Raw genomic sequence first — 25,466 nt, 5'->3', positions numbered from 1 at the left:
GAAACGGCAAGACTGAATAGAGGAAACAGGCGAAGTATGCCCTGTTCATGCGCAGATTGCCTGGTTTACCTGCGAGGCGCGGCATGGATTCATTTGCAAGGCGATCCGCGCGTTGAGGTCCGGCGTTTACCCGATTGCGCAAAAGCAAACTACTCATCCGATTATTACGATGATATTTAACGCACCAAAACAGGACATCGATAAAATAAAAGCCCTGGATTTACCAGGGCTTTCTTCATACTACAGACGCGAGGCGACTTTACGCCACAGGCAATTACAGCGGCTGGATGTTTGCCGCCTGCTTGCCCTTCGGGCCAATCTTGACGTCGAACGTGACGCGTTGATTCTCCTTCAGCGACTTGAAGCCGTCGGCGCGAATCTCAGAAAAGTGCGCGAACAGATCGTCGCCGCCGGCGTCAGACGTGATAAAGCCAAAACCCTTCGCATCATTGAACCATTTGACGATACCGGTTTCCATGTTTCAGTTTCCCTCGAAATTTTGATGACGCAGGAATTAATCCTCACGCCGTAAGCCAACCGACCCCTACCCCACCGCAATCGCAGCGCGCCGCCAGGATATTGAGCACAGCAGGAAAATCAGCCTTGCCGTTATAAATTGAAGAGCAATCAGCAGTCAAGCGAATTTTTTATAAACGATCTTCCGATCCCCGAATAAAGCCAGCGCGCATCAATATTGATGCAAAAAATACGCATCAAAGAACACCTGCGCGGATTTGCGTCATTTTTACCCGGCCCATCTTCAAATAATTCTTCAGCGGAAAAAATTCCCTGCGCGTAACAATTAGTGTCAAACGTAAGTGTTTTTCCCGGTTGTTAAAGCAAAACATTCAAACCAGTATCAATACAGTTAGCGCGTATCAGGAGAGCATCATGCTGACGAGCCTGCATCGCTGGTTGAAATGGCTAGTGCAAACCGACGACGTTACGCCTCGCGTACCAGGCGAACTCGACACTTACGGTTCGTGGCACGGCGACCACTGGCACAACCTCCTGTGTTCCCCGATGGACGCACGCCATTACGTGATGGAAGACTGGACTGCACAAGACGAGCCGGAGCCGCCCGGAGCGAGCGCCAAGTAAGTCATTGCACCGAATCCCGTACAAATAGCAGCGAAGACTGGAAAGCAGCGGATGAGCCGCGCGCTCCAAAAAAGAGCGCGGCTTTGGGCCGCGCAACAAAGGTTTGGAGATCTTTTTCGTCAACGAAAAAGTCTGCTTCGAAAAGCAGCGTCCACAGTATAGGCACTGCCTGCGTTGTGTACTAAGCATATGGAACACAACCATCTGTTACATGGGTTGTAATAATCGAACCCAACGCTCGTTTGCGGTCTTTCTTCCGCATCATTTGGTGTAGCAATCACACAACGCCACGCGGTTGACACCCTACTCCCACTCAGGACCGATGGTTCCCAAAGCCTTTGCCAGTAAAGGCTCACCACGATCCGCCGGATAATTTCGTATAGCGCAATATTTTATTGCGTAAATCGAAACCACCCGTTTCAAAGCCCCCTCTCTACACTTTGCCTGTCCGGAAACCGATTTCGGCGGACTAATACCCACGCAGTATCAGCTGTCGATACCACTCGCGTGGGCGGTTTCCACAAGCCTGGGTTCCCCGAAACCCATACTGTTCTCGGAGTTTACAAAGATGAAAAAGACTCTCTTGGTCGCTGCCCTTGCGGGCGTTTTTGCAACGGCTGCGCACGCGCAAAGCAGCGTGACGCTGTACGGCCTGATCGACGCCGGCATCACGTACACGAACAACCAGGGCGGCCACAGCGCCTGGCAAGAAAAGAGCGGCACTGTCAATGGCAGCCGTTGGGGCCTGCGCGGTGCCGAAGACCTCGGCGGCGGCCTGAAGGCGATCTTCACGTTGGAGAACGGCTTCAACATCGCTAACGGCACGTCCGGCCAGTCGAGCCGCATGTTCGGCCGTCAGGCATTCGTCGGTCTCGCAAGCGACCAGTTCGGCGCTGTGACCCTCGGCCGTCAGTACGACAGCGTCGTTGACTACCTGGCACCGCTGTCGAACACCGGCACGCAATACGGCGGCACGATCGCTGCACACCCGTTCGACAACGACAACCTGAACAACTCGATCCGTTTCAACAACACGATCAAGTACTCGAGCATCAACTACTCGGGTTTCAAGTTCGGCGGCACGTACTCGTTCTCGAACAGCTCGCAGTTCGCAAACAACCGTGCGTACAGCTTCGGCGCAACGTATAACTACGGTCCGTTGAACGTTGCTGCTGGTTACCTCCAGCTGAACAACGACGTGGCGTCGGCCTCCTTCGCCGCCAACCGGGCTGGGAGCTTCACGGGCTCGAGCGGCGCGGGCGCACAAACCGGCGAATGGACGTTCCTGGCAGGCCGTCAACGCACGTTTGGCGCTGGCCTGAACTACGCGTTCGGCCCGGCAACGGCAGGCTTCGTGTACACGCAGACGAACCTGTCCGACGCAGCAGGCGGCGGCATTTCGGGTACGCAATCGGGCACCGGCAACGCAACGCAGGGCGGCATCGCCTTCCGCGCGAACAGCGCCCGCTTCCAGAACTTTGAAGGCAACGTCCGCTACGCTCTGACCCCGGCCCTGAGCCTGGCTGGCGCATACACGTACACCCGCGCGAACCTGGGCGGCGGCGTGAACCCGAACTTCAACACGGTTTCGCTGCAGTCGGACTACCTGCTCTCGAAGCGCACCGACGTGTACCTGCAAGGCAACTGGCAGCACGTTTCGTCGAACTCGGAAGTCGGCGCTTACCTGAACGGCCTGAGCTCGGCATCGACGACGCAAAACCAGGTCGCTGTGACGGTCGGTATGCGTCACCGCTTCTAAGAAGCACCCCGCTGGCAGTATTGCAGTTGAAGAAGGCGCCGCTTGCGGCGCCTTTTTTTCGTTGCTGTGGGCAAAACGTGAGACGTGCGCCGCTCAACCGCCCGGCGCCGGATAGTGCACGTCGAGCACGTCGATAGGCACGGCACCTGCGGGCGTGCGCAGCGTCACCTGATCGCCGATTTTCGCCTTGAGCAGCGCCCGCGCCACCGGTGAAATCCAGCTCACGTGCCCGTGATCGAGATCGACCTCGTCGATTCCGACAATCGTCACCGTATGCACTTCGCCGTCCTCGGTGCCGTATTCGACGGTTGCGCCAAAGAACACCTGGTCGGTGTTTTCCTGACGGCTGCTGTCCACGACCTCGGCCAGATCGAGCCGCCGGGTGAGAAAACGGATACGCCGGTCGATCTCCCGCAGACGCCGCTTCCCGTAGATGTAATCCCCGTTCTCCGATCGATCGCCGTTCGAGGCAGCCCACGATACGAGCTTGACCACCTCGGGGCGCTCCTCGTCGATCAGATGCAGCAGTTCGCTGCGCATACGCTGGTAGCCAGCGGGCGTGATGTAGTTTTTCGCTCCAGGGGGAATCTCGGGCAGACCGCCTTCGAGATCGTCATCGTCGTCATCGGACGATTCTTTTACAAATGCCTTGTTCATGATGAGCCACTGCGGTACGGACGACATATCTTGAGGTTATACGAAGCGCACCGCAAGACAAACCCGCACCGAAACTCTTCCCTTTTCTTGAAGCTCTGCTATAATCTCTCTTCTGCGTGCGGCTGTAGCTCAGTTGGATAGAGTACTTGGCTACGAACCAAGGGGTCGTGGGTTCGAATCCTGCCAGCCGCACCACTTAATCCAAGTGCTCTCAGTTTTTGACGGCACTTTCGCTTTACAGAAGTACGTAGTACCGTTTCAGTGTGCGGCTGTAGCTCAGTTGGATAGAGTACTTGGCTACGAACCAAGGGGTCGTGGGTTCGAATCCTGCCAGCCGCGCCATCTCTCGAAGGGCCTTCCTGATCAGTCAGGAAGGCCCTTTGTTCTTTTGGCCTACTCTGCCCATTTCTGCCCGTTAGCGCGGTGACGTGCCGATATCGCCGATCCGGGCATCCGGGCACGGCAGATCCTCCACATCGCCGACAGCGCTCGGCTCGCCCACCTGCTCGGCATACAGGCCGTTCAGCACTTGTGGCTGACGCAGCATCTCAGACACCGTATCGCCGAAACGGCTCTTCACGAACGCACGCAGTAGCGCGACACGCACCGTCTCGCCCTGTGCCTCGACCGTCCGGTGACTGCCCTCGAACTCAGCGACGCAAACTGCGTCGCCCCCGTCACGGCGCTCGCGCAGTTCGAAACGCTGTGCGCGCTCCAGCACGACACCCGCTGCTTCCCACGACGTCGACGGCGTGAAGCGGCCGTCCCACGGCCGCCCGCGGTCGTTGCCGCGCACGGCGACCTTCGTGCCGCTGTCGGTGAAATAGATCTCGCGGACAAAATCATGGAGACTGCGCGCGACCCAGTAATCGAGCGTCATGCCGGTCAGATCAGCTGCATTCATCGCTACACCCCCAACTCGAATCGGGAACGGGATGACCGACGGCGGCGCGATGCTCAACCCGCGGAGCCTGCCCGCGCGGTGAGGCCGTTCAAAGTCCGGCCAGCCAGATTCTGTTCGAAGCGGCAATCGCGCCGCGGCGGGCTTACGCGGGCATCAGTAATCGGCGCGCTCGCGCTCGATCCGCATGCCGCCGTCATGGCGATGGTGGCCTTCGTCGCTCGAACGCTCGCGCGAAATACGCATGACGTCCGGATTCGTGCGCACGCGGCGCATCACATTCGCAAGGTGCAGGCGATCGCTCACCTGGATCACGAAGCGCAGGAGGTTCGATTCCTGCGCGAGGTCGTCGTCCATCGCGATGTGCACGATGTTGGCATCGGCCGACGTGATGTCGGCAGCGACGCGCGCGAACACGCCTTTGGTGTTCTTCACGAGCACTTTCACCGCGACGTCGAACAGACGCCCCGGCTGCGGCGCCCAGGCCACGTCGATCCAGCGCCCCGGGTCGCGACGGTGAATGCGCTGCGCGACGCGGCAGTCGGTCGTATGGATCGCCATGCCGAGCCCGATGCCGATGTAGCCCATGATGTCGTCGCCCGGAATCGGACGGCAGCACGCCGATAGCTGCACCGACATGCCTTCGGTGCCCGTGATGACCACAGGCGGCGCGTGCGGCGCATTCTGCTCGCGCGGCGGATTCTGGTGCTCGTCGTCGTCCGCGTCCTGCCCGCTCATCAGCACTTCGATGCGCTTGGCCATCACCGCCGCCACACGCCGGCCGAGACCGATGTCCGCGAAGATTTCCTGGCGATTCTTGTTGCCGGTCCACTGCACGAGCTTGTCCCAGACCTCCGGCGTGACGTCCGAAAGCTGGTAGCCGTAGCCCTTGAGCGCCTGATCGACGAGCCGCTCGCCAAGCTGTACCGACTCGGTCAGGCGCATCGTCTTGAGGTAATGGCGAATCGCCGAACGCGCCTTGCCGGTGCGCACGAAGCCGAGCCACGCCGGATTCGGCTTGGAGTACGGCGCGGTGATCACCTCGACGATATCGCCGCTCTTCAGCTCGGTGCGCAGCGGCAGAAGTTCGTTGTTGATCTTCACGGCGACGCACTGGTTGCCGAGGTCGCTGTGGATCGAATAAGCGAAGTCGAGCGCCGTCGCGCCGCGCGGCAGCGCCATGATCTTCGACTTCGGCGTGAAGACGTAGACCGCGTCGGGGAACAGATCGATCTTGACGTGTTCGAGGAACTCGCTCGAATCGCCCGCCTCGCTCTGGATGTCGAGCAGCGACTTGAGCCACTGGTGCGCGCGCTTCTGGACGTCGTTGAGATCGGCGCCGCTGTTCTTGTAGAGCCAGTGCGCCGCCACGCCCGCTTCGGCGATCTCGTGCATCTTGCGCGTGCGCACCTGGAACTCGATCGGCGCGCCGAACGGGCCGACCAGCGTAGTATGCAGCGACTGATAGCCATTCACCTTCGGAATGGCGATGTAGTCCTTGAACTTGCCCGGCACCGGTTTGTAGAGCGCATGAAGCGCGCCGATGCAGGTATAGCATTCGAGCGCCGATTCGACCACGACGCGAAAACCATAAACGTCGAGCACCTGCGAAAACGACAGTTGCTTGTCGCGCATCTTCTTGTAGATGCTGAAGATGGTTTTCTCGCGGCCCGTGACTTCGGCGCTGATCTTCGCGTCGGCAATAGCGCGCTGCACCGATTCGAGAATCTTCCCGACCACCTCGCGGCGATTGCCGCGCGCCGCCTTGACCGCCTTTTCGAGCGTGGCGTAGCGGTGCGGGTTGAAGTTCGCGAAGCTCAGATCCTGCAGCTCGCGATAGGTATTGTTCAGACCGAGACGGTGCGCAATCGGCGCGTAGATGTCGAGCGTTTCGCGTGCGACGCGGCGGCGCTTCTCGGGCGGCACCGCACCGAGCGTGCGCATGTTGTGGAGCCGGTCCGCGAGCTTCACGAGAATCACGCGCACGTCGCGCGCCATCGCGAGCAGCATCTTGCGGAAGTTCTCCGCCTGCGCCTCTTCGCGATTGCGGAACTCCATCTTATCGAGTTTCGACAACCCGTCGACCAGTTCCGCGACCTTCGGGCCGAAGCGCTCCGCGATCTCGGCCTTGGTCACGCCCTGGTCCTCGATCACGTCGTGCAGCAGCGCGGCCATGATCGACTGGGCGTCGAGCTTCCAGCCCGCGCAGATTTCCGCGACGGCGACAGGATGCGTGATGTAGGGCTCGCCGCTCTGACGATACTGCCCGAGGTGGGCTTCGTCGCTGAAGTGGAACGCCGCTTTGACTTCCTTGATTTCCTCGGGCGTGAGGTAACCGGACAGCGCGGCGGTCAGATTGGCGATGGAAACGACCCCGTGCTTGCGGGGCTGCTCCGGTGTGGCAGTCGGTCCGAACAGATGGCGGAACGACTGTTCGAGAACTGCGTCGATGTAATTGCGCGCAGGGCTCGCGGTCTCGGCTTCCTGGTCCACTTCCGTGGCCGGCGAGGGTGTGGTGCTCATGTTCCCCTCCGTATCAGGTTGGCGTTGACGTTAAAGCAACTGCGCGCGGAACAACTTACTAGCCAAACAGGAATGCGTACGAGGCGCCGTTAGACGGGCACCTTTTTCAGCATTTCCAGGCCGACCTGGCCAGCCGCGATCTCGCGCAGCGCAGCGACGGTGGGCTTGTCGCGGCTCTCGATCTTCGGCGTGTGACCTTGGGCGAGCTGGCGGGCGCGATACGTCGCGGCGAGTGCCAGTTCGAAGCGGTTCGGGATCTGTTTCAGACAGTCTTCGACGGTGATGCGGGCCATGTCGGTTTCCTTCTCATTCTCAGCAGGTTCTTATTCTACCTTATGTGCCCGATGCTCCGGGCTGCGGCTGGTGGATGCCGAGCTCCACGAAGAGCTCCGTATGCCGCGCGTATTGCGACGCGAAACGCAGACGCGTTGCCTTGACGACATTGCGCAGATCCTGCAGCGCGCGGTCGAAGTTTTCGTTGATCACGACATACTCCGCTTCGCTCGCATGCGCCATCTCGCTACCCGCTGCGAGCAGGCGCCGCGTAATGACGTTCGGCTCGTCTTCGCCGCGCTTTCGCAGACGATCCGCGAGCACATCGAGCGACGGCGGCAGGATGAAAATCTCCACCGCGTTGCGAAACTGCTTCTTCACTTGCTGCGCGCCTTGCCAGTCGATTTCGAGCAGCACGTCATGGCCGATCTTCATCTGGTCTTCGATCCACACGCGCGACGTCGCATAGTAATTGCCGTGCACTTCCGCGCTTTCGAGGAACTCGCCTTCGCCGTGACGCTTGAGAAAATCGGCCACGGTCGTGAAGTGATAGTGCTCGCCGTCGCGCTCCTTCGAACGCGGCGCGCGCGTCGTGTACGAAATCGAAAGACAAATCGCACTGTCTTCGGCGAGCAGCGCGTTCACGAGCGTCGACTTGCCCGCGCCCGACGGGGCCACCACCATGAAAAGGTTGCCCGGATAAACGCCCACGTACGGATTGCGCTGTTGCGTTTCGCTGCTTTGACCAGTCATGTTCGTTGCTTCCTTCATTCGAGATTCTGAACCTGCTCGCGCATCTGTTCGATGAGGAGCTTGAGCGTCATCGACGCATCGGCGAGTTCCTTCGCCGCCGCCTTCGAGCCGAGCGTATTCGCTTCGCGGTTGAGCTCCTGCATCATGAAGTCGAGACGCTTGCCGACCTTGCCGCCCTTCTCGATCACGTGACGCGTTTCGTTCAGGTGCGCCGTGAGACGCGACAGTTCTTCGGCGATGTCGATGCGAATGCCGTACATCGTCACTTCCTGGCGGATGCGCTCGGCGATTTCCTCGCGCGAAACGCCGCCGATCGTGCCGTTGCCGCTCGCTTCGGGCGCCGCGATGCCGAGCGCCTCCTGCAGCCGCTCGACGATCTTCTGCTGATGCTTCACGATCAGCTCGGGCACGAGCGGCGTGATCTTCGCAACGATCACTTCCATTTCCATGACGTTCGCGAGCAGCATGGCGGCCAGTTGCGCGCCTTCGCGCGCACGCACGTCGATGAGGTCGGCGATGGCCTGCTTGCCGCAGCCGAGCACTGCGTCGCGCAGTACTTCGGGTGCGATGCCGCTTTCGGCCAGCACGCCGGGCCAGCGCAGAATTTCGCCGGTGCGCAGATGGCCCGATCCCGGGAACGCTTCGAGCACGGCGCGTTCGAGCGTGGCAAGCTGATCGAGCGCATCGCGGTTCAGCGCGCCCGCATTCGCGCCCTGCTCGCTGCGCTGCACGTTGATGCGGATATCGACCTTGCCGCGCGAGAGCTTCGTCATCAGCATTTCGCGCAGCGTCGGCTCGCAGACGCGCACGTCTTCGGGCATGCGGAAATTCAGGTCGAGAAAACGTGAATTCACCGTGCGCAATTCGACGGACACGCTCGCGCCGCCCGTGCCCGAGGCAGCTGCAAGCTCGCGCGTGGCGCTGGCATAGCCGGTCATGCTGTAAATCATGGTTCGTCTCGCGATAAAGCCGTGCCGTCGCGCGTCGACGCACGGGACACGGCGGAGGGATCGAGGCGCCCGGCGTGTTGGAGATGACGCGGGGCGGAGAAAGCGCATTATCCCATTTTTGGCCGCACCGACATCCGGGGCGGCATCCGGGGCGGCATCGCGGACTGCCGCGCCGCAACTGGCTCACGAGCGGCTTGCGATCGACTTGGAAGAGACTCACGAGCGACCTGGATGCGGCTCATAAGCGGCGCAGAAGCGGCCCACACGCGACTCACATGCGCACGGCGGTGCTGCTGTCAGGGGCATCGCCCGCACGCGGCGCATCCGACGGTAAAATTGGCGTTTCGCTCCCTGCTTCGTGCCTGCGCGCACGCCTCACCGATGACCCAAACCATTCAGCGCCCGAGCGGCCGCCCCGCCAGCCAGCTTCGCGACGTCCGCATCACCCGCCACTATACGAAGTACGCCGAAGGTTCCGTGCTCGTCGAATTCGGCGATACGAAGGTTCTGTGCACCGCGAGCGTCTCCGAGAGCGTGCCGCCGTTCCTGCGCGACAAGGGCCAGGGCTGGCTCACCGCCGAATACGGCATGTTGCCGCGCGCCACCCACACGCGCAGCGACCGCGAAGCCGCGCGCGGCAAGCAGACGGGCCGCACCCAGGAAATCCAGCGCCTGATCGGCCGTGCGCTGCGCGCCGTGTTCGACCTCGAAACGCTCGGCGCGCGCACGATCAACCTCGACTGCGATGTGATCCAGGCCGACGGCGGCACGCGCACGGCGAGCATCACGGGCGCCTTCGTCGCCGCACACGACGCGGTGTCGAAACTGCTCGCGATGGGCCGCATCGAGCGCTCGCCGATCACCGACTATGTCGCCGCGATCTCAGTGGGCATGTACGAAGGCGCGCCGGTGCTCGACCTCGACTACGCCGAAGACTCGCAGTGCGACACGGACATGAACGTCGTGATGACCGGCTCGGGCGGCATCGTCGAAATCCAGGGCACGGCTGAGGGCACGCCCTTCTCGCGCGCCGAAATGGACGCGCTGGTCGACCTCGCACAAAGCGGCATCCGTACGCTCGTCGAGAAGCAGAAGGCCGCGCTGGAGAGCGCACATGGCTGAGACGCGCGAGATGGCCGCTGTGACCGCTGATGCGCTCGCGCGCGTCGTGCTCGCGTCGAACAACGCGGGCAAGCTGCGTGAGTTCGCAGCGCTGTTCGCGACGGCGGGCATCGAGCTCGTGCCGCAGGGCGAGTTCAACGTGCCCGAGGCACAGGAGCCGCATCCGACCTTCGTCGAAAACGCGCTCGCCAAGGCGCGTCACGCGGCGCAGCTGACCGGCCTGCCCGCGCTGGCCGACGATTCCGGCCTGTGCGTGCGCGCGCTGCGCGGCGCGCCGGGCGTGCATTCGGCGCGCTATGCGCAGCTCTCCGGCGGCGAAAAGAGCGACGCGGCGAACAACGCGCTGCTCGTCGAGCGCCTGAAGGACCACGCGGATCGCCGCGCGTACTACTACTGCGTCCTCGCACTCGTGCGCCACGCGGACGACCCCGAGCCGCTCATCGCCGAAGGCCGCTGGCACGGCGTCGTGCTCGACGCGCCGCGCGGCGCCAACGGCTTCGGCTACGACCCCTACTTCTTCCTGCCGGCGCTGAACGCGAGCGCCGCCGAACTCGATCCGGCCGTGAAGAACGCATCGAGCCACCGGGCGATTGCGCTGAAGCACCTGCTCGCACGACTCAGGGAGGACGCATGAGCCAGGCACATGAAACCGGTAACCGCGTGATCCAGGCGTTCTCGATGCCGGGCAGCATCCGGCTGACCTCGCTGCCGCCGCTCACGCTCTACGTGCATTTCCCGTGGTGCGTGCGCAAGTGTCCGTACTGCGACTTCAATTCGCACGAATGGAAAGGCGAGCGCTTTCCCGAGAACGATTACCTCGACGCGCTGCGCGCCGACCTCGAACAATCGCTGCCGCTGATATGGGGCCGCCAGGTGCATACGGTTTTCATCGGCGGCGGGACACCGAGCCTGCTTTCGGCGGCGGGGCTCGACCGGCTGCTCTCGGACGTGCGCGCGCTGCTGCCGCTCGACGCCGATGCCGAAATCACGCTCGAAGCGAACCCGGGCACGTTCGAAGCCGACAAGTTCGCGCAGTTTCATGCGAGCGGCGTGAACCGGCTTTCGGTGGGCATCCAGAGTTTCAACGAAGGGCACCTGAAGGCGCTCGGGCGCATCCACGATGCGGCGCAGGCGCGTCACGCCGTCGAGGTGGCGGCGAAGACCTTCGACAACTTCAACCTCGACCTGATGTACGCGCTGCCGAAACAGACGCTCGCCGAATGCCAGGCCGACATCGAAACGGCGCTCTCGTTCGCGCCGCCGCATCTGTCGCTCTATCACCTGACGCTCGAACCGAACACGCTGTTCGCGAAGTTTCCGCCGCCGCTGCCCGACGACGATCAGTCCGCCGACATGCAGGAGTGGATACACGCGCGCACGGCGCAAGCGGGTTACGAACGCTACGAGGTGTCGGCGTACGCGAAGCCGGATCGGCAATGCCGCCACAACCTCAATTACTGGCGCTTCGGCGATTACCTCGGCATCGGCGCCGGGGCGCACACGAAGCTGTCGTTCCCGAACCGCATCGTGCGCCAGGCGCGCTACAAGCATCCGACGACGTTCATCGAGCAGGCACGCGCAGGCACGGCGGTGCAGGAGGAGCATGAGGTCGGTCCGCGCGATCTGCCGTTCGAGTTCATGCTCAACGCGCTGCGGCTCGTGGAAGGTTTCCCGGTCCATCGCTTCGTCGAGTCCACCGGGCTCTCGATGACGTCGATCGAACCGGCGCTCGAGGAGGCCGAGCGGCGCGGGCTCATCAGCCGCGATTACGAGAAAATTGCGCCGACCGAACTCGGGCAGCGCTTTTTGAACGATCTGCAGGGGATGTTTCTCAAGGACGCCGGCTAACCCAACGCGCAACGCGCAGGCTGCTGGCAGAGCCTGCTTTTGAGTTACAATGCGCGGCTTCGGAGGTGTGGCAGAGTGGTTGAATGCACCGGTCTTGAAAACCGGCGAAGGGGTAACCCTTCCGTGAGTTCGAATCTCACCGCCTCCGCCATACATGCTTGCAGGATGAGGCCCTCGGGAAAGCGGTTCGTAAGTTCCCGTGCTTGATCCCCTACCAGACGCGCACACTGTCACGGTGTGCGCGTTTTGTTTTTTGGCGTGTACCAGCCGTGTACGGCTTCAAGCATCCCGTTCGTACGGGAAAAATGTCACGCGGATCAGGTGGATCAGGTGGTTCAGGCAGCGAGTCTTTGCGGAACCGGCCGATCGGCTTACACTGGGTTGACGCCGTTGAACGCAAAGACCGGTTCCGCGTCACGAGGGTCGGTTGTCAGCGCAACGGCAAAATCCAGACGATCGCTGTCGGCCTTTGCGTGACCCAGATGACCCGGCAGCGCCTCTTCGACCGGATTCGCGTCTACCGCCTGCGCGATCTGCGCCAGCAAGTCCGCAATCAGCGTCTGCCGCCTGCGAAATGCTGCACGCCGGTTCGACGGAACCTCGCTGACGTCGCGGTGATGCAGGCAAAGCGGCAACACGTACCGCCCAGCGGTTTCAACACCGCCGATCTCCTCCCAGAAGCCGTCATAATCCGCGCGCACCTGCGCTTGCGTTCCGGCGGAAACGTGCGTCTTCTGCGTCACCCCGCTCAGCACGTCGACCCTTGCCATCCTCGACAGCAGACAGACGGCCTCCACCACCGCAGCCTTCGGCCGCAATCCGTGGCATGCGCGCGTCGCCTCACGCACCCGCTCTCTATCCGTTCCCGCTGGCCCTTGCAGGCCGCCGATCAGCGCCCCGCGCTTCCCCGATCCGGCATGCCACTCGAAGCTCATCGTCGCCCACGCAAGATCGACATGCTCGACCATGTCGCGCCAGGCGACGGTAAGCAACCCTTCGCGCCAGCAGCGCACCGGCTCGCTCACCACGATTGCATATCGCCCACTCGATGCCAGGGTCACGTGATCCGACTTCAGATAGAGACTGCGCACCCGGTCGTCGCCGAAGAGCTCCCGCACGACGCGGAAATGTCCGCACAGTAGTTCGGCACGCGCGCAGGCAGGCATATCCGCCTGGATGAAGCGGCGAAAGGGACGTTCGAGGTAGCGCCGGTTACGCACGGCGATATCGGCGAGCAGCGCGTTGGTCGCCACAGCGCTCAGCCAGATGCGGGCCGCAAATGGATGGAGCAGTGCGTACATCAGTACGCGGATCTTCCGAAACAGGGCACCGGAGCTTCGCCCAGGGATGGCTCTCGCCAGCAAGTGGTAAATCACGGAAATCGACATCATTTACCGCCATCCGCTTTCATTTTCATACGTAGCCTAACCACGGAGGCAGCCGGTGCAGACGGACCGCATTGCGAGTTACAACTGCAGTGCACCTGAATGACGATTCGGGTACTGGCTGATCGATTTTCCTGCGCGCATCTATCGCAGTCCTGATCCCCGATGTTCGACGAGCCATCTCACGTACGCAATGCGACGGCCCAGTCCTTCGGACAGCCAATGCGAACACGCTTACGAGGATTCGCATCGGCCCCGGGAAATTACGGAGCAAGGCGTAATTTTACGAAATATTACAGGATCGACCGTCGGACGCCTAGCCAGTGCTCGTCGCCAGCAACCGTGAAATACTGCGTAATTTTGTCGCACCAACAATTGTCATGCAGGACGTAGAAGTCGATAGCGCTTCGCGCCGTTTTCCTGTTTATGCCGGCCGCATCGCTCGCATTAAGGCCGCCCACACCCACGACGCCAGTGTCTTTGCGTCCTGCCCCCGTGAAACGCCCCACGGCCAGATTGCGCTCCCGCCCACATGATTCGATGCCCCGCCCCCCGGTGCGAAACGCGCGAAACAGGAGACAGCAACCCCTTTGCCCCGATTGGAATTCTAGGTATTAACCCTGACAACACGGTAAAATCCGGGCTCTTCCCGGGAATTGCCGTCATGCCATACCGCTATCAACGTCTTGAAAAATTTGCGTTTTCGCTCGTGGTCCTGTCTGCCGTCATGTGCAGTGGCTTTATCGCCTGGGAAAGCTCGCCCGATTTCCGCGAGAACGTTCAACAAGGCAAGGAACTGGTCCTGAAGAGCGGCCAGTATTCGTACGCCTGCGGGACCGTCACGACCGATCCCTGCGGGCAATTCCCCCTGCTCTAAGCCAGCCCGCTTTCTCGCTTCTTTTCTCGTTTCATCGGACGCCGGGCGCTCACCGTACGGCGCGGGACACTGCGGATTGCATCCTGCACCGTTTCGACTAAGCTCGAATCTGGTCTCGCCTCCGAGCTTGCGCGCCATGCTCATCAGCGTCTGCCCGACCCGCCGCTTCGCCGGTTCGTCAGCCCTTGTGCTGCAGCGCACGGGGCTCGCCTTGCTGCTGCTGATCGCCAGCGCCTGCACCATCACGCCACCGCCGAAACCGCTCCTCGCCATTCCGCCCGCGGCCATCAACAGCTACACGCTCGACCAATATCGCGCAGCCGTCGCGCACCGCATCGTCGAGCGCAATCCTTCCTATATCCTCGCCGGCACGCCGCAGGCGATGCTGCGCTCGCTCGTCGTCGTTTCGTTCGTGGTCGATCGCGATGGCCAGATCGTGAAATCGTCGGTGTACCGCACCAACGGCGACGACGATGCCGAAGCCACCGCGCTCTCGACGCTGCGCCGCGCAACGCCGCTGCCTCCTCCACCCGCGCGTCTGCTCAACTCGCTCGGCCAGCTCGAAATGTTCGAGGACTGGCTCTTCAATGACGACGGCAAATTCCAGTTGCGCTCGCTAGCGTCGCCGCAAGCGCAGAATTTCAACTGAGCCGCGCCGGATCGCCTCGAACCGCACGTGCTCCGGTTTTTCCCCGCCTTGCTGCGCGTACCGCACGATCGTTATAATTTTTCCCCTACCCCTCGCCGGCCCTGCCCGGCTTCTCCCGTCGGCGCGCGCCACCCCCTGGCTTCGACGGGTAACGGCTGCCCTTGCGCCCATCGGCGCGCCGGTGAGCCGGCCGGACGCAACGCGAACGCCTTGTACTCCTCGCGATGCGTAACGACCCATCGTCGCCGGTCATATGGCACCAATCTGGCAAGAATCTGGCAACACGCTGCCGCTGACTGGCAATGGGCGCCGCAACCTGTTTGTCTCGCACCGCCCGTCATAAGCCGCGTATGCGGACCCGCGCACCGCCCATGGCGACGTCGCGCGTCATAACGACTGGAGACTCCACGATGTCCACTTCACCGATTTCGCCCGCTCGCGCCGACCAGCCCGAGGCATCCCGGCAATCGCCCACGTCGCGCGTGATCTTCGCGAGCTTCATCGGCACCGCAATCGAGTTCTACGATTTCTACGTGTATGCCACGGCCGCCGCGCTCGTGATCGGCCCGGTGTTCTTCCCGCACGGCTCGGCGACGGCGCAGGCGCTGTCGGCTTTCGTCACGTTCGGCATCGCGTTCGTGGCGCGGCCGATCGGCTCTTTCCTGTTCGGCCACTTCGGCGACCGCATCGGCCGCAAGTCGACGCTCGTCGCGTCGCTGCTGGTGATGGGGCTCTCGACGACGGCAATCGGCTTCGTGCCCGGTTACGACGCGATCGGCAGCCTCGCACCGGTCCTGCTGTGCGTCCTGCGCTTCGGTCAGGGCATTGGTCTCGGCGGCGAATGGGGCGGCGCGGCGCTGCTCGCGACCGAATACGCGCCGCAAGGCAAGCGCGGCTGGTTCGGCATGTTTCCGCAACTCGGGCCGTCGGTGGGCTTTCTCGCCTCGAACGGACTCTTCTTCGGCCTCGCCTCGACGCTTTCCGATCAGCAGTTCCGCGACTGGGGCTGGCGCGTGCCGTTCGTCATCTCGGCCGTGCTCGTCGCGATCGGTCTCTACGTGCGGCTGAAAATCGCCGAAACGCCCGCGTTCAAGGCTGCCGTCGAGCGCGAAGAGCGCGTGCGCGTGCCGTTCGCGACACTGCTCTCCCAGCACTGGAAACCGACGCTGCTCGGCGCGCTCGCGATGGTGGTCTGCTACACGCTCTTTTACAACGCAACGGTGTTCTCGCTCGCGCACGGCGTGACGGCGCTGCATATTCCGCGTCCGACCTTCCTCGGCATGCTGTGCATTGCGGTCGTGTTCATGGGGCTCGCGACGCCGCTCTCGGCATGGGCCAGCGACCGCTTCGGCCGCAAGCCGGTGCTGATCGTCGGCTGCATCGCCGCCATTCTTTCGGGCTTCACGATGGCGCCGCTGCTCGGCAGCGGCGCGCTGCCGCTCGTACTGCTGTTCCTCGTGATCCAGTTGTTCCTGATGGGCGCCACCTTCGCCCCGATGGGCGCGCTGCTGCCCGAACTCTTCCCGACCAGCGTGCGTTACACGGGCGCGGGCGTCGCGTACAACCTCGGCGGCATTCTCGGCGCGTCCGTGGCGCCGTATATCGCGCAGGTGCTCGCCGCGCGCGGCGGGCTGTCGTGGGTGGGCGCCTACGTTTCGATTGCGGCCGCCGTGAGCCTGTTCGGCGTCCTGAGCATGCGCGAGACGCGTCACAACACACTGATGTAACGCAACGCGCCTCAATCAAGGCAAAAGCGGAGCCGCTTCGCGCGGACTCCGCTTCTTTTGGTCGCTTGGTGCGTGCGCGGCGCCTGACTATACTCGGAACAACAGGTCAGAAATTCCGCAGAAATTCCGGTTAGCCAACCCTGCTCTTGCCCCGCCGGGAGCCGACGATGAACATTCATCTGAGCAACGCCGACGTCGTCCTGATCATCGCGCTCGCGTTGGGCTTTTCGCTCGTGCTTGCGGTCCGCTGGCGAACCGCAAGCTGGCGTGCCGTCGTGATCGAGGCGGTCGCAGCCAATATTGCGGCCATCGTGGCTGTCGTCGCCATGGAAATGTTGCTCGCCTGACCTGCATCGGCATTGCGGCATTCACGCGCCCCTCTTCCTCCCGAACGGTCAATAGTAGTAGCCGCGATGGTAGCCGCCGCCACCGTAGTAGCCTCCGGCCGGCACCACGATGCATCCGCCGAGCGCCACTGCGAGCAGCGCGCCTGCAATGATGGTTAGCGTCAATCGTTTCACGTCATTCTCCCGTCGAGTCAATGTTGGTTGTCCGGCCGCTCGGTGATTGGCCTTTGGACGGTTCCGATTGAACACGACGGCGCCTTCGCGAGGCGTTGCAATTTGTAAGTGGCCGTTCGAGGCGTGTTACAGCCGAGGCGGCGCAGCACGCTATCGCGCCGCACGCGCAAGATTCGCCAATCTGCGGCGACACTTTTAACAAACCGGTAAACGGAAGTTCGAGCGCGGCAGGGCATCGCGTCTTAGCAATGCCCCAGGACGACCGGGCAATCGTGCGGCTGGGTGAACGAGTGCGTGGTCAGGTACTTAGTCAGGCAGCCGAAGCGGACGCATCGCCGGCCGTCGTATTGCCGCGCGGTGGATAGACCTGATCGACGGCATCGAGCGCGACCTTGACGGGCGGAACGTGGAAACCGTCTCCAATCGAAATCGAACGCCCCGGCGCACGCACGCCCGTGTGTTCCGACGACGTCGTGACGAAGATCATGACCGTCGGCCGCACGAGCGCGTGGCTGAGGTGGACGAAACCGGTATCGGTGCCGACGACGAGCGCGGCTTCCTCGATACGCTGCGCGACCTGTCTCACGGTGAGTTGCGGCAGCACCACGGCGCCAGGCACGAGCGCTGCAATTTCGACGGCCGTCGCGCGCTCGATGTCCGAGCCCCACGGCAATTCGATGCGCAGGCCGCGCGCCTGCAATGCGAGGCACAGTTCGCCCCAATGCGCGACCGGCCACTTCTTCTCGTCCTTCGACGTCGCGTGAAAGATCACCGCAGTCGGGCTTTCCGGCGCGGGCAGCGCGTCGCCCAGGCGCGGAATGCGCATGTTGAACTCGGGCGGCGTGTCGACCGTATAGCCGAGCGCCTCGCCTGCGCTCACGCGCATGCCGGTCCATGCATCGCACGCCGGGCGCGGCCCGAAACGGCCGTTGTACGCGAATGCCGCTCCGCGCTCGCCGAGGTCCTTAGCGAGATAGCCGAAGCACCGCTTCGAACGTGCGAGCCACGCGATAATCGCGCTTTTATACACGCCGTGAATATCGATGATGACGTCGTAGCGCTCGGCGCGCAGCTCGACAATCGAAGCCAGAATCGCCTTGAAGTCGCTCCAGCGGCGCGTCTTCTTGAAGCGGCGCAGCGGCGCGTACAGCACGCGATCGATCCCCGTGTTCCAGCGCACGATATCGACGAACGATTCGTCCGCTGCCCAGTCGACTTTCACGCCGGGAAAAGCACGGCGAATGTCGGCGACGACCGGCAGTGCCTCCACGATGTCGCCCAGCGAGGTCACCTTAACAACCAAAATTCGTTTCATTGTCCCGCCGACCCACCATACGTCCAATTTTTGAGATTCTAACGGAATCGGCGACAGCGACGGGCCTGGGTCACTAAAGCGGCGAAACGCATCGATCCCTTCTTTTCAGGATGTAAACCGAGCCGCGCGCAAGCGCTGTCGGCCGTCGTATACCTGAAAGGTGGACGACGGCGGCACATCGCTATAATTCGCGCTTTGCGCCGCAGGCATATTTATGCAGTTGATCCGCCCGGACCTCTCCTCCACCGCCATGCGGCGCGCCCGCCGCCTGTGGCGACAATACGGAGTGCTGTGGCTCGGCGCCGTCGCCGTGGGTCTCGTCGCCGTGTTCTACGCGCGGCTGATCGACTGGGGCTACGACGCGTTTTTGCACATGGAGCGCGAGCACGCGTGGCTGCCGCTCATCGTCACGCCGGCCGTGGCGGCCATCTCGGTCTGGCTCACGCGAACATTCTTTCGCGGCGCCGAGGGCAGCGGCATTCCGCAGGTCATCGCCACGCTGCACACAAAGCGCGGCGAAACCGGCGCGTGCCTGCTCACGCTGCGCATTCTCGCGGGCAAGATCGGCGTGTCGTTTCTCGGCATACTCGGCGGCTTCACCATCGGCCGCGAAGGCCCGACCGTGCAGGTCGGCGCCGCGCTCATGTTCAACATGCGGCGGCTCTACCCGCGCTCGAACCGGCTCATCGAACACAAGCTCATCCTCGCTGGCGCGGCCGCGGGGCTGTCCGCCGCGTTCAATACGCCGCTTGCCGGCATCGTGTTCGCCATCGAGGAACTCACGCGCAGCTTCGAAGCCCGCGCAAGCGGCGTCGTCATCACGACGATCATCATCGCGGGCGCCATCGCGCTCGGCCTGAACGGCAACTACACGTACTTCGGCACGATCCAGATCGGCACGCGCTTTCCCGACCTGCTCGCGCTCGCCGTGGTGCTGACCGCCGTCGTGACGGGCGTTGCAGGCGGCGTGTTCAGCTGGTTGCTGCTCAATACCGCGCGCTGGATTCCGGCTCCGCTGCGCAAGCTGCACGGCGAGCAGCCGATCGTATTCGCGGCGCTCTGCGGACTCGCGATCGCCGTGATCGGCGTCGCCTCGGGCGGCGCGACATTCGGCAGTGGCTACGCCGAAGCGCGTGGGCTCCTCGACGGGCGCGAGCAGCTTTCGACGGCCTACCCGTTCCTGAAGATGGCCGCGATGGTGGGTTCTTACCTGCCGGGCATTCCGGGCGGCATTTTCGCGCCGTCGCTGTCGATCGGCGCGGGCTTCGGCAACCTGCTGCACACCGTATTCGGCAGCTTGCAGCTCCCGATGCTGATCGCGCTCGCGATGGTCGGCTATCTTGCGGCCGTCACGCAGTCGCCGATCACGTCGTTCGTGATCGTGATGGAGATGATCGACGGCCATGCGCTCGTCATTTCGCTGATGGCGACCGCGCTGATCGCGAGCCGGGTTGCACGCCTCTTCGCGCCGCCGCTCTACGAGACGCTATCGCTGCGCTATCTGACGCTGCCGCATCCTGCGCCCGAAGCAAAATCTCATACGGAACAGGCAAGCGCGAGCGCGGAGATACCCGATATGCCGGAACCGCTCCAGCGCAACGAACCCGATCCTGTAGAGGCGAACGAAACGCCTCAACGCTGATAGCGGACAACGCAACTGAGGACGCGCGCGCAAAAACCGCTTGCATGCGCAAGGGAACGGTCACGGCAGCACGACTGCCGTGAACCCGCGGAGAAAGGCAAACAAAGGACAACGTCTGCGCCGCGTACGGCACGAAGGCCGCGCGCGGCGTCATCAGGCTTGCGGAATCTCGATCTTGACCTCGAGCACCTCGAGGTCGTCCTGACGTTCGAGACTGACGCGAATATCTTCGTCCGAGATCTTCACGTACTTCGAAATCACCGCGACCAGTTCGCGCTGCAGCGCCGGCAGATAATCGGCCGGTGGATGGCCACCTGCCCGCTCGTGCGCAATGATGAGCTGCAGGCGTTCCTTCGCTACCGAGGCGGATTTTCTCTTCTCGCCGAGAAAAAACGAAAGAAACGACATGAGTTGCGCCTCCTTTACTTGTTGCCGAAGAGGCGCTGAAAGAGGCCCGGCTTCTGGTAGTCGGTGAAACGAAGCGACTTGTCTTCGCCGAGAAAGCGCGAGACGACGTCCTTATACGACTCGGCGACATCGGTGCCGTCCAGGTGAACGGCCGGCAAGCCCTGATTCGACGCATGCAGCACGGCTTCCGATTCCGGAATCACGCCGATCAGTTCGATGCGCAGGATCTCCTGAATATCGCCGAGCGAGAGCATTTCGCCTTCGCTCACGCGCTTCGGGTTGTAGCGCGTAATCAGCAGATGCTCCTTGATCGGATTCTGGCCCTCGATCGCGCGCTTCGTCTTCGACGAAAGCATGCCGAGAATACGGTCCGAATCGCGCACCGACGACACTTCCGGGTTCGTTACGATGAGCGCCTCGTCGGCGAAGTGCATGGCAAGCAGCGCGCCCGATTCGATGCCCGCGGGCGAATCGCAAATGATGTACTCGAAGTCCATCCCGATGAGATCGTCGATGACCTTCTCGACGCCTTCCTTCGTGAGCGCATCCTTGTCGCGCGTCTGCGAAGCCGGCAGGATGAAGAGGTTCTCGCACTTCTTGTCCTTGATGAGCGCCTGGTTCAGGTTCGCTTCACCCTGGATCACGTTGATGAGGTCGTACACGACGCGGCGCTCGCAACCCATGATGAGGTCGAGATTGCGCAGGCCAACGTCGAAGTCGATGACTGCGGTCTTGTGGCCGCGCAACGCGAGGCCCGATGCGAAACTCGCGCTCGTGGTCGTCTTGCCCACGCCACCTTTGCCCGAAGTCACCACAATGATTTTTGCCATTCCCTTACCTTGCGTTCGTCAATTTCTTCAGTTTTGCCCCATCGCGTACCGCGCGCCGCCACTGCGTGCTGCATGAAGCGCGCGAGGCAGCGCCTCAGGTAAGCCTCAACGGTTCGATCAACAGCTTTTCCTGGTCCAGCCGGATCTGCACCGGCTTGCCGGCCACGTCGGCGCTCAGCGGCACTTCAGTGGTGCGGTAGATGCCCGCAATGGAAATCAGCTCCGCTTCGAGACACGTGCAGAAAATGCGCGCATCGTGATTGCCGTGCACGCCCGCGAGCGCGCGGCCGCGCAGCGGCGCGTAAATGTGAATGTTGCCTTCGGCGATCACTTCCGCGCCGTTCGACACGAGGCCGAGCACGACAACGTCGCCCTTCGCGTAGATGCGCTGTCCCGAGCGCAGCGGCCGGTCGATCACGAGAGTCGGTTCGGTGCGCGTGACCGGTTGCGCGGTCTCGACAGCCGCCACTGCGGCGTCGGCGGCGGCTTCGCTCTCGACGCCGGCGCGCCCGGATTGCGCTCCGGAAGCGGACGCGTCTTGCGCCTCGGAGGCCGTTGCGGCGGCAACGGCAGGCGCCTCCTCCGCCACGGGCTTCGCATTCGAGCCGCGACGGTCGCGCGCTTCGAGCAACGGCAGCCCGGCATGCGCGGCCCAGTCGTGCTGCGCAGGCTGCGCCACGACGCCGACCGGACGCATGCTCACGCTTTCGAGCAGGCGCGCGATGTCGCCGAGCGCGACCGTCTCGCCGTCGCCGAGTCGCCGCACGTCAATGGCGACGGTATCGTTTGCGAAAAATTCGGGCGTGGCCTCGAAGCGCCGTGTGAGTTCGGCGCGCATGGCATCCACTTCGGTTGTCTTGACCACGAACAGAAGCGTATCGACTGAGCCGCTCTTCAGTTCGAAATATGGCGATTTCCTGGGCGACATGGCGTTCGACGAAAAATTTTGCGTATTTTACAGGCGTCGACGCGCGCGGCCACCATTTTTAGCGGCCCAATCACCCGGCGACAAAACGAATGCAATGCGCCGCGCACACGATGCGCGCGCGAAACGCGCGCCCGCGCTGCACGGCACGCGAATTGCCCGAGATTGAATCGAATGGGGAACGATGAAGCGACGACGCGTTGCGGGACTTGATGCGCGATCAATTCGACGACGCGCTGCGCACGCTGCTTGCGACGCCACGCACGAGCAGCATTTCCCACTGCTCAGGCGAGTGCTTGCTGCGCACGTGATCGCCGGTCGCGACGAAACCGAGGCGCTCGTAAAAGCGCATGGCCGTGGTGTTGTTGTCGGTGATCCACGCGAAGACCTGTGTCGCGCCTTCGGCGATGAGCCAGTCGATCGCGGCGTTCAGGAGCAATTCGCCGCCGCGCAGATGCCGGACGGCGGGCGCGACCCACAGCGCCGAAACGAACGCGCGGCGCGCCGGCTCGGTCTCGAAGGTCGCGCCGATGAGCCCGGCCGGATGGCCTTCGGTGTAGAGAATGAATGACGTGCAGGCGTGCGATTCCGCGTAGCGGGCCGCAGCGGTGTCGAAAACGGCTGCATCGGTCAGGAGCGCGTCCTCAAGCGTTGCATCGCCGAACGCGTACGGCGCATCGCGCAATGACGCAGTTCGAAGCTCGCGCAACACGGCACCCTGATCGGCAGCGATGCGGCGAACGGTCAGTGACGGACTCATGCAGTCGTAAACCCCTATAAAGCATTAACGCGTAGCTTTAACCGAACGCGTCCGAGAGTCAAATCCTTCTTTCACAAAAATGACCGATCGTCGCGCACACGGCACTGTACGGTCGGTCTTGCGGCGCTCATGGCGCCTCGCTCACGGCGCCTCGTAGTCGCCGGTGCCGTCGGGCCACGGGGTCAGCAGCTCGTAGCCGTCGTCCGTGACGGCCACCATGTGCTCCCACTGCGCCGAAAGCGAGCGGTCTTTCGTCACCACGGTCCAGCCGTCGCGCAGGACGGCGGTACCGGCGCGGCCCGCATTGACCATCGGCTCGATCGTGAAGACCATGCCCGGCTTCAGGCGCAGGCCCTGCCCCGGCTGGCCGTAGTGCAGTACCTGCGGCTCTTCGTGGTAGACCTTGCCGATGCCGTGGCCGCAATATTCGCGCACGATCGAAAAACCATCGGCCTGCGCGCGCCGCTGAATGGCGTGCCCGATGTCGCCGAGCGTCGCGCCCGGCTTCACCTGGCGGATACCGGCGAGCATCGCCTCGTACGTGGTATCGACGAGTTGACGGCCGACCGTGCTCGGCGTGCCGACAGTGTACATGCGGCTCGTATCGCCGAAATAGCCGTCCTTGATGATGGCGACGTCGATATTGATGATGTCGCCATCCTTGAGGATCTCGTCGCGGTTCGGGATGCCATGGCACACGACCTGGTTGACCGACGAGCAGATCGTCTTCGGAAAGCCGAGGTAGCCGACGTTCGCCGGCACGGACTTCAGCGTATCGACGATGAAATCGTTGCAGATCGCGTCGAGCTCGTCGGTGGAGACGCCGGGCCTCACGTGTTCGCCGATCATGGCGAGCACCTCGGCGGCAAGGCGGCCAGCGATGCGCAAACGCTCGATGTCGGCGGCGGACTTGTAGGTTATAGCCATCTGTGGACCGAAATGGGCGCGGTGGCGCCAGCGGCACCCCACGCAAAATTCAAAGGAGCGATTGTACCGGGCACGCAACCGCCGTCGTAGGCAGACGCGATTCGAGCCCAATTCGTGCGCGATTCGGGCGCGATTCGGTCGTCCATCGTCCAGAGCCAGCCTGCGTATCTTACAACGTCGGCAAAACACCGGGCCATGCGCCTCTTCACGGAATCGCGGTTCCAGGCCGCTGACCTGCAACAAGATGCGCTACATCAGGTTCGCACGCGGTGCGTCGGCATTGACGCCGCTTCGATAGATGTAAAGCGGCTCCACTATGGGTTTGGCGGCTTCGTTCAGATCTTCCAGATGTGCAATCAGTGATGCGCGCAATTTGCCACACCGACATCGGTGAATCACCGATTTGGCGAATTTTACTCAAGGCACACGCCCTACTTGCATTTACATTATTCAAACGCGGTGCGCGTTAGAAAACACCTCTGCTCTCACGTGATAAATCATTGCTTTTTAAGCAATAGTTCAACAAACATTTTCATTACGTGCGTAAGAAATAGCTGTTTACGATACAACCTGGACGCGTCATCATTTGTTCATTAATGAAATCAGAATGAATGACCATGGCCATATCGGGGATTGTTTCCGTTGGAGTTCTCGGAGCCGCAATTCTTGCGGGTTCAGAAACGCCAGGCATGAAAATTCGTCTGCACAAAGCGATTACGCGGCGGCTGGCAAGACCTTGGCAAATCAGTACAGACCGCCTACTGTGTCGCGATCCTCTCGCGCAAACACCGGACCTGAGCGAACCGTCGCATGTCATTTCGGCATGCAACGGCCATTGCTGCGACAAAGCGATGGCCTTGGCGATCGATATCGAATACAGCCGCCACGAGCCCTACCCGCGCGAATGGGAATAGCCGTTTCGGCTTGAATGGCACACGAGCCACCGATCGACTCGATGCTTTTCTCCGTTGTGAAGCGACCCACCGGCCAGTAGCCGATCAAGTCGTCAACCGGCTCGGCCTGCTTGAGCGCTGTCACACGCTTTTCTACAGGGCCGCTCATCCGGGCAACGAAATGGCAGCGCCGGAACCGGAAACACCGGAAGCCAGCCGTGCAGTCGGTTATACGACGCGTAACAACTGGCTCAGCACCACAGTTCAGGAAGCGCTTCCCGGTCAATTCAGGAAGGAATATGAAGTAGTTCAGAGAGATCGGCTCGCACCGCTCAACCGATGCGCGCGCAACCGAATGATGCACCTGGATCAGTACCGGGCGGTGTCGTATCTGCTGATCGTCACGTTCGCGCTGGTGGCCGTTGCCGAACGCGGTTTTGCACCGTCGTGCCAGAAAAGTATGGCAACGGGCACTTTTCTTTATGGCGGGTGTTTTGGCGATCAGAAAAGACGAAGCCCCGCGAAACCTGAATTTCGCGGGGCTTTGCAAGATATTCTGGCGGAGAGGGTGGGATTCGAACCCACGGTACGCTTAAACGTACGCCTGATTTCGAGTCAGGTACAATCGACCACTCTGCCACCTCTCCGGGGTACTGCTCTACTACAGGATACTGCTTCGCCAAGCCCGGTCGTTGACTGGCGAAGCGAAGATTATAGAAC

At 62.4% G+C, this 25,466-nt stretch carries 27 protein-coding genes and 4 tRNA genes; 14 read left to right on the top strand and 17 right to left on the bottom strand.

Going from position 1 to position 25,466, the window contains the following annotated elements; all coding sequences use genetic code 11:
- Positions 1-274 precede the first annotated feature (274 nt).
- Entirely contained in the window at positions 275-478 is a 204-nt protein-coding gene (locus ACFPTO_RS06440; RefSeq protein ID WP_293041260.1) for a cold-shock protein, read from the bottom strand.
- 413 nt (positions 479-891) lie between these two features.
- Between ACFPTO_RS06440 and ACFPTO_RS06435 the strand changes: the two genes are divergently transcribed.
- Positions 892-1,101 carry a hypothetical protein gene (locus tag ACFPTO_RS06435; RefSeq protein WP_377710235.1) on the top strand — a complete coding sequence of 70 codons (210 nt, stop codon included), beginning with the start codon at positions 892-894 and terminating at the stop codon, positions 1,099-1,101.
- Between the two features lie 568 nt (positions 1,102-1,669).
- Entirely contained in the window at positions 1,670-2,860 is a 1,191-nt protein-coding gene (locus ACFPTO_RS06430) for a porin (RefSeq protein WP_377710233.1), read from the top strand.
- 93 nt (positions 2,861-2,953) lie between these two features.
- Here ACFPTO_RS06430 and greB read toward each other — a convergent pair whose 3' ends face one another.
- Entirely contained in the window at positions 2,954-3,517 is a 564-nt protein-coding gene (greB, locus tag ACFPTO_RS06425; protein WP_377710231.1) for a transcription elongation factor GreB, read from the bottom strand.
- Positions 3,518-3,635: 118 nt separating this feature from the next.
- Here greB and ACFPTO_RS06420 point away from each other — a divergent pair.
- Positions 3,636-3,712 (top strand) — tRNA-Arg (locus ACFPTO_RS06420).
- Between the two features lie 70 nt (positions 3,713-3,782).
- Positions 3,783-3,859: transfer RNA gene (locus ACFPTO_RS06415), tRNA-Arg, on the top strand.
- Positions 3,860-3,932: 73 nt separating this feature from the next.
- Here ACFPTO_RS06415 and ACFPTO_RS06410 read toward each other — a convergent pair.
- The 5 genes from ACFPTO_RS06410 to ACFPTO_RS06390 form a co-directional block, all read right to left on the bottom strand.
- Complete coding sequence (locus ACFPTO_RS06410) at positions 3,933-4,421, bottom strand: phage protein NinX family protein (RefSeq protein ID WP_377710229.1); 489 nt, start codon at positions 4,419-4,421, stop codon at positions 3,933-3,935.
- A gap of 153 nt (positions 4,422-4,574) precedes the next feature.
- Positions 4,575-6,941, bottom strand: coding sequence for a RelA/SpoT family protein (locus ACFPTO_RS06405; RefSeq protein ID WP_377710228.1), 2,367 nt, complete (start codon positions 6,939-6,941; stop codon positions 4,575-4,577).
- Positions 6,942-7,030: 89 nt separating this feature from the next.
- Positions 7,031-7,234 carry a DNA-directed RNA polymerase subunit omega gene (gene rpoZ, locus ACFPTO_RS06400; protein ID WP_293033117.1) on the bottom strand — a complete coding sequence of 68 codons (204 nt, stop codon included), beginning with the start codon at positions 7,232-7,234 and terminating at the stop codon, positions 7,031-7,033.
- A gap of 40 nt (positions 7,235-7,274) precedes the next feature.
- On the bottom strand, positions 7,275-7,967 hold the full coding sequence (gene gmk / locus ACFPTO_RS06395; protein ID WP_377710227.1) for a guanylate kinase: 693 nt from the start codon (positions 7,965-7,967) through the stop codon (positions 7,275-7,277).
- Positions 7,968-7,981: 14 nt separating this feature from the next.
- On the bottom strand, positions 7,982-8,917 hold the full coding sequence (locus tag ACFPTO_RS06390; RefSeq protein ID WP_377710226.1) for a YicC/YloC family endoribonuclease: 936 nt from the start codon (positions 8,915-8,917) through the stop codon (positions 7,982-7,984).
- 381 nt (positions 8,918-9,298) lie between these two features.
- On the opposite strand from ACFPTO_RS06390, the gene rph reads away from it, so the two are divergent.
- The 4 genes from rph to ACFPTO_RS06370 all read left to right on the top strand — a co-directional run bounded on the left by rph (position 9,299) and on the right by ACFPTO_RS06370 (position 12,038).
- On the top strand, positions 9,299-10,039 hold the full coding sequence (rph, locus tag ACFPTO_RS06385; protein WP_377710225.1) for a ribonuclease PH: 741 nt from the start codon (positions 9,299-9,301) through the stop codon (positions 10,037-10,039).
- The gene (gene rdgB, locus ACFPTO_RS06380; protein WP_377710224.1) at positions 10,032-10,673 is read left to right on the top strand and encodes an RdgB/HAM1 family non-canonical purine NTP pyrophosphatase; all 642 of its coding nucleotides are present in this window, start codon (positions 10,032-10,034) and stop codon (positions 10,671-10,673) included. Before rph ends, rdgB begins: the two co-directional genes overlap by 8 nt.
- Entirely contained in the window at positions 10,670-11,887 is a 1,218-nt protein-coding gene (gene hemW / locus ACFPTO_RS06375; RefSeq protein WP_377710223.1) for a radical SAM family heme chaperone HemW, read from the top strand. The genes rdgB and hemW overlap by 4 nt, the downstream gene beginning before the upstream one ends.
- A 61-nt stretch (positions 11,888-11,948) precedes the next feature.
- Positions 11,949-12,038, top strand: a tRNA-Ser gene (locus tag ACFPTO_RS06370).
- A gap of 220 nt (positions 12,039-12,258) precedes the next feature.
- On the opposite strand, the gene ACFPTO_RS06365 is transcribed toward ACFPTO_RS06370, so the two are convergent.
- The gene (locus tag ACFPTO_RS06365; protein ID WP_377710222.1) at positions 12,259-13,278 is read right to left on the bottom strand and encodes a VirK/YbjX family protein; all 1,020 of its coding nucleotides are present in this window, start codon (positions 13,276-13,278) and stop codon (positions 12,259-12,261) included.
- A 658-nt stretch (positions 13,279-13,936) separates the two neighbouring features.
- Between ACFPTO_RS06365 and ACFPTO_RS06360 the strand changes: the two genes are divergently transcribed.
- The 4 genes from ACFPTO_RS06360 to ACFPTO_RS06345 all read left to right on the top strand — a co-directional run bounded on the left by ACFPTO_RS06360 (position 13,937) and on the right by ACFPTO_RS06345 (position 16,872).
- Complete coding sequence (locus ACFPTO_RS06360; RefSeq protein ID WP_377710220.1) at positions 13,937-14,149, top strand: hypothetical protein; 213 nt, start codon at positions 13,937-13,939, stop codon at positions 14,147-14,149.
- A 136-nt stretch (positions 14,150-14,285) separates the two neighbouring features.
- Positions 14,286-14,798, top strand: a complete 513-nt coding sequence (locus ACFPTO_RS06355) for a TonB family protein (protein ID WP_377710219.1) — start codon at positions 14,286-14,288, stop codon at positions 14,796-14,798.
- A gap of 410 nt (positions 14,799-15,208) precedes the next feature.
- Positions 15,209-16,525 carry an MFS transporter gene (locus ACFPTO_RS06350; protein WP_377710217.1) on the top strand — a complete coding sequence of 439 codons (1,317 nt, stop codon included), beginning with the start codon at positions 15,209-15,211 and terminating at the stop codon, positions 16,523-16,525.
- A 167-nt stretch (positions 16,526-16,692) separates the two neighbouring features.
- Positions 16,693-16,872, top strand: coding sequence for a hypothetical protein (locus ACFPTO_RS06345; protein WP_377710216.1), 180 nt, complete (start codon positions 16,693-16,695; stop codon positions 16,870-16,872).
- A 48-nt stretch (positions 16,873-16,920) separates the two neighbouring features.
- Here the strand turns inward: ACFPTO_RS06345 and ACFPTO_RS06340 are convergent, their stop codons facing one another.
- Together ACFPTO_RS06340 and waaC are read right to left on the bottom strand one after the other, a co-directional pair.
- Positions 16,921-17,046, bottom strand: a complete 126-nt coding sequence (locus ACFPTO_RS06340; RefSeq protein ID WP_377710214.1) for a hypothetical protein — start codon at positions 17,044-17,046, stop codon at positions 16,921-16,923.
- Between the two features lie 310 nt (positions 17,047-17,356).
- Positions 17,357-18,361: a lipopolysaccharide heptosyltransferase I gene (waaC, locus tag ACFPTO_RS06335; RefSeq protein WP_377710213.1), complete on the bottom strand. Its 1,005-nt coding sequence runs from the start codon at positions 18,359-18,361 to the stop codon at positions 17,357-17,359.
- 214 nt (positions 18,362-18,575) lie between these two features.
- On the opposite strand from waaC, the gene ACFPTO_RS06330 reads away from it, so the two are divergent.
- Positions 18,576-20,003, top strand: a complete 1,428-nt coding sequence (locus ACFPTO_RS06330) for a chloride channel protein (RefSeq protein ID WP_377710211.1) — start codon at positions 18,576-18,578, stop codon at positions 20,001-20,003.
- A gap of 153 nt (positions 20,004-20,156) precedes the next feature.
- On the opposite strand, the gene minE is transcribed toward ACFPTO_RS06330, so the two are convergent.
- The 6 genes from minE to ACFPTO_RS06300 form a co-directional block, all read right to left on the bottom strand.
- Positions 20,157-20,411: a cell division topological specificity factor MinE gene (gene minE, locus ACFPTO_RS06325; RefSeq protein WP_293033061.1), complete on the bottom strand. Its 255-nt coding sequence runs from the start codon at positions 20,409-20,411 to the stop codon at positions 20,157-20,159.
- A gap of 14 nt (positions 20,412-20,425) precedes the next feature.
- Positions 20,426-21,241 carry a septum site-determining protein MinD gene (gene minD, locus ACFPTO_RS06320; protein WP_377710210.1) on the bottom strand — a complete coding sequence of 272 codons (816 nt, stop codon included), beginning with the start codon at positions 21,239-21,241 and terminating at the stop codon, positions 20,426-20,428.
- A 94-nt stretch (positions 21,242-21,335) separates the two neighbouring features.
- Entirely contained in the window at positions 21,336-22,169 is an 834-nt protein-coding gene (gene minC, locus ACFPTO_RS06315) for a septum site-determining protein MinC (protein ID WP_377710209.1), read from the bottom strand.
- A gap of 217 nt (positions 22,170-22,386) precedes the next feature.
- Positions 22,387-22,926: a GNAT family N-acetyltransferase gene (locus ACFPTO_RS06310; protein WP_377710208.1), complete on the bottom strand. Its 540-nt coding sequence runs from the start codon at positions 22,924-22,926 to the stop codon at positions 22,387-22,389.
- A 141-nt stretch (positions 22,927-23,067) separates the two neighbouring features.
- Positions 23,068-23,853 carry a type I methionyl aminopeptidase gene (gene map, locus ACFPTO_RS06305; protein ID WP_377710207.1) on the bottom strand — a complete coding sequence of 262 codons (786 nt, stop codon included), beginning with the start codon at positions 23,851-23,853 and terminating at the stop codon, positions 23,068-23,070.
- A 249-nt stretch (positions 23,854-24,102) separates the two neighbouring features.
- Positions 24,103-24,225, bottom strand: coding sequence for a hypothetical protein (locus ACFPTO_RS06300; protein WP_377710206.1), 123 nt, complete (start codon positions 24,223-24,225; stop codon positions 24,103-24,105).
- A 239-nt stretch (positions 24,226-24,464) separates the two neighbouring features.
- Between ACFPTO_RS06300 and ACFPTO_RS06295 the strand changes: the two genes are divergently transcribed.
- Complete coding sequence (locus ACFPTO_RS06295) at positions 24,465-24,767, top strand: hypothetical protein (RefSeq protein ID WP_377710205.1); 303 nt, start codon at positions 24,465-24,467, stop codon at positions 24,765-24,767.
- 536 nt (positions 24,768-25,303) lie between these two features.
- On the opposite strand, the gene ACFPTO_RS06290 is transcribed toward ACFPTO_RS06295, so the two are convergent.
- Positions 25,304-25,393, bottom strand: a tRNA-Ser gene (locus ACFPTO_RS06290).
- Positions 25,394-25,466: the final 73 nt, after the last annotated feature.

It is taken from the genome of Paraburkholderia denitrificans, from assembly GCF_042655705.1.
Lineage (GTDB): Bacteria > Pseudomonadota > Gammaproteobacteria > Burkholderiales > Burkholderiaceae > Paraburkholderia > Paraburkholderia denitrificans.
The sequence above is the reverse complement of the archived record's forward strand: the minus strand, read 5'-3'. Positions and strand labels throughout refer to the sequence as shown.

What these genes read in the sequence shown, in the direction of transcription:
- ACFPTO_RS06440 (WP_293041260.1), bottom strand. Translation starts at nt 478, where the DNA reads ATGGAAACCGGTATCGTCAAATGGTTCAATGATGCGAAGGGTTTTGGC.
- ACFPTO_RS06435 (WP_377710235.1), top strand. Translation starts at nt 892, where the DNA reads ATGCTGACGAGCCTGCATCGCTGGTTGAAATGGCTAGTGCAAACCGAC.
- ACFPTO_RS06430 (WP_377710233.1), top strand. Translation starts at nt 1,670, where the DNA reads ATGAAAAAGACTCTCTTGGTCGCTGCCCTTGCGGGCGTTTTTGCAACG.
- greB (WP_377710231.1), bottom strand. Translation starts at nt 3,517, where the DNA reads ATGAACAAGGCATTTGTAAAAGAATCGTCCGATGACGACGATGACGAT.
- ACFPTO_RS06410 (WP_377710229.1), bottom strand. Translation starts at nt 4,421, where the DNA reads ATGAATGCAGCTGATCTGACCGGCATGACGCTCGATTACTGGGTCGCG.
- ACFPTO_RS06405 (WP_377710228.1), bottom strand. Translation starts at nt 6,941, where the DNA reads ATGAGCACCACACCCTCGCCGGCCACGGAAGTGGACCAGGAAGCCGAG.
- rpoZ (WP_293033117.1), bottom strand. Translation starts at nt 7,234, where the DNA reads ATGGCCCGCATCACCGTCGAAGACTGTCTGAAACAGATCCCGAACCGC.
- gmk (WP_377710227.1), bottom strand. Translation starts at nt 7,967, where the DNA reads ATGACTGGTCAAAGCAGCGAAACGCAACAGCGCAATCCGTACGTGGGC.
- ACFPTO_RS06390 (WP_377710226.1), bottom strand. Translation starts at nt 8,917, where the DNA reads ATGATTTACAGCATGACCGGCTATGCCAGCGCCACGCGCGAGCTTGCA.
- rph (WP_377710225.1), top strand. Translation starts at nt 9,299, where the DNA reads ATGACCCAAACCATTCAGCGCCCGAGCGGCCGCCCCGCCAGCCAGCTT.
- rdgB (WP_377710224.1), top strand. Translation starts at nt 10,032, where the DNA reads ATGGCTGAGACGCGCGAGATGGCCGCTGTGACCGCTGATGCGCTCGCG.
- hemW (WP_377710223.1), top strand. Translation starts at nt 10,670, where the DNA reads ATGAGCCAGGCACATGAAACCGGTAACCGCGTGATCCAGGCGTTCTCG.
- ACFPTO_RS06365 (WP_377710222.1), bottom strand. Translation starts at nt 13,278, where the DNA reads ATGATGTCGATTTCCGTGATTTACCACTTGCTGGCGAGAGCCATCCCT.
- ACFPTO_RS06360 (WP_377710220.1), top strand. Translation starts at nt 13,937, where the DNA reads ATGCCATACCGCTATCAACGTCTTGAAAAATTTGCGTTTTCGCTCGTG.
- ACFPTO_RS06355 (WP_377710219.1), top strand. Translation starts at nt 14,286, where the DNA reads ATGCTCATCAGCGTCTGCCCGACCCGCCGCTTCGCCGGTTCGTCAGCC.
- ACFPTO_RS06350 (WP_377710217.1), top strand. Translation starts at nt 15,209, where the DNA reads ATGTCCACTTCACCGATTTCGCCCGCTCGCGCCGACCAGCCCGAGGCA.
- ACFPTO_RS06345 (WP_377710216.1), top strand. Translation starts at nt 16,693, where the DNA reads ATGAACATTCATCTGAGCAACGCCGACGTCGTCCTGATCATCGCGCTC.
- waaC (WP_377710213.1), bottom strand. Translation starts at nt 18,361, where the DNA reads ATGAAACGAATTTTGGTTGTTAAGGTGACCTCGCTGGGCGACATCGTG.
- ACFPTO_RS06330 (WP_377710211.1), top strand. Translation starts at nt 18,576, where the DNA reads ATGCAGTTGATCCGCCCGGACCTCTCCTCCACCGCCATGCGGCGCGCC.
- minE (WP_293033061.1), bottom strand. Translation starts at nt 20,411, where the DNA reads ATGTCGTTTCTTTCGTTTTTTCTCGGCGAGAAGAGAAAATCCGCCTCG.
- minD (WP_377710210.1), bottom strand. Translation starts at nt 21,241, where the DNA reads ATGGCAAAAATCATTGTGGTGACTTCGGGCAAAGGTGGCGTGGGCAAG.
- minC (WP_377710209.1), bottom strand. Translation starts at nt 22,169, where the DNA reads ATGTCGCCCAGGAAATCGCCATATTTCGAACTGAAGAGCGGCTCAGTC.
- ACFPTO_RS06310 (WP_377710208.1), bottom strand. Translation starts at nt 22,926, where the DNA reads ATGAGTCCGTCACTGACCGTTCGCCGCATCGCTGCCGATCAGGGTGCC.
- map (WP_377710207.1), bottom strand. Translation starts at nt 23,853, where the DNA reads ATGGCTATAACCTACAAGTCCGCCGCCGACATCGAGCGTTTGCGCATC.
- ACFPTO_RS06295 (WP_377710205.1), top strand. Translation starts at nt 24,465, where the DNA reads ATGACCATGGCCATATCGGGGATTGTTTCCGTTGGAGTTCTCGGAGCC.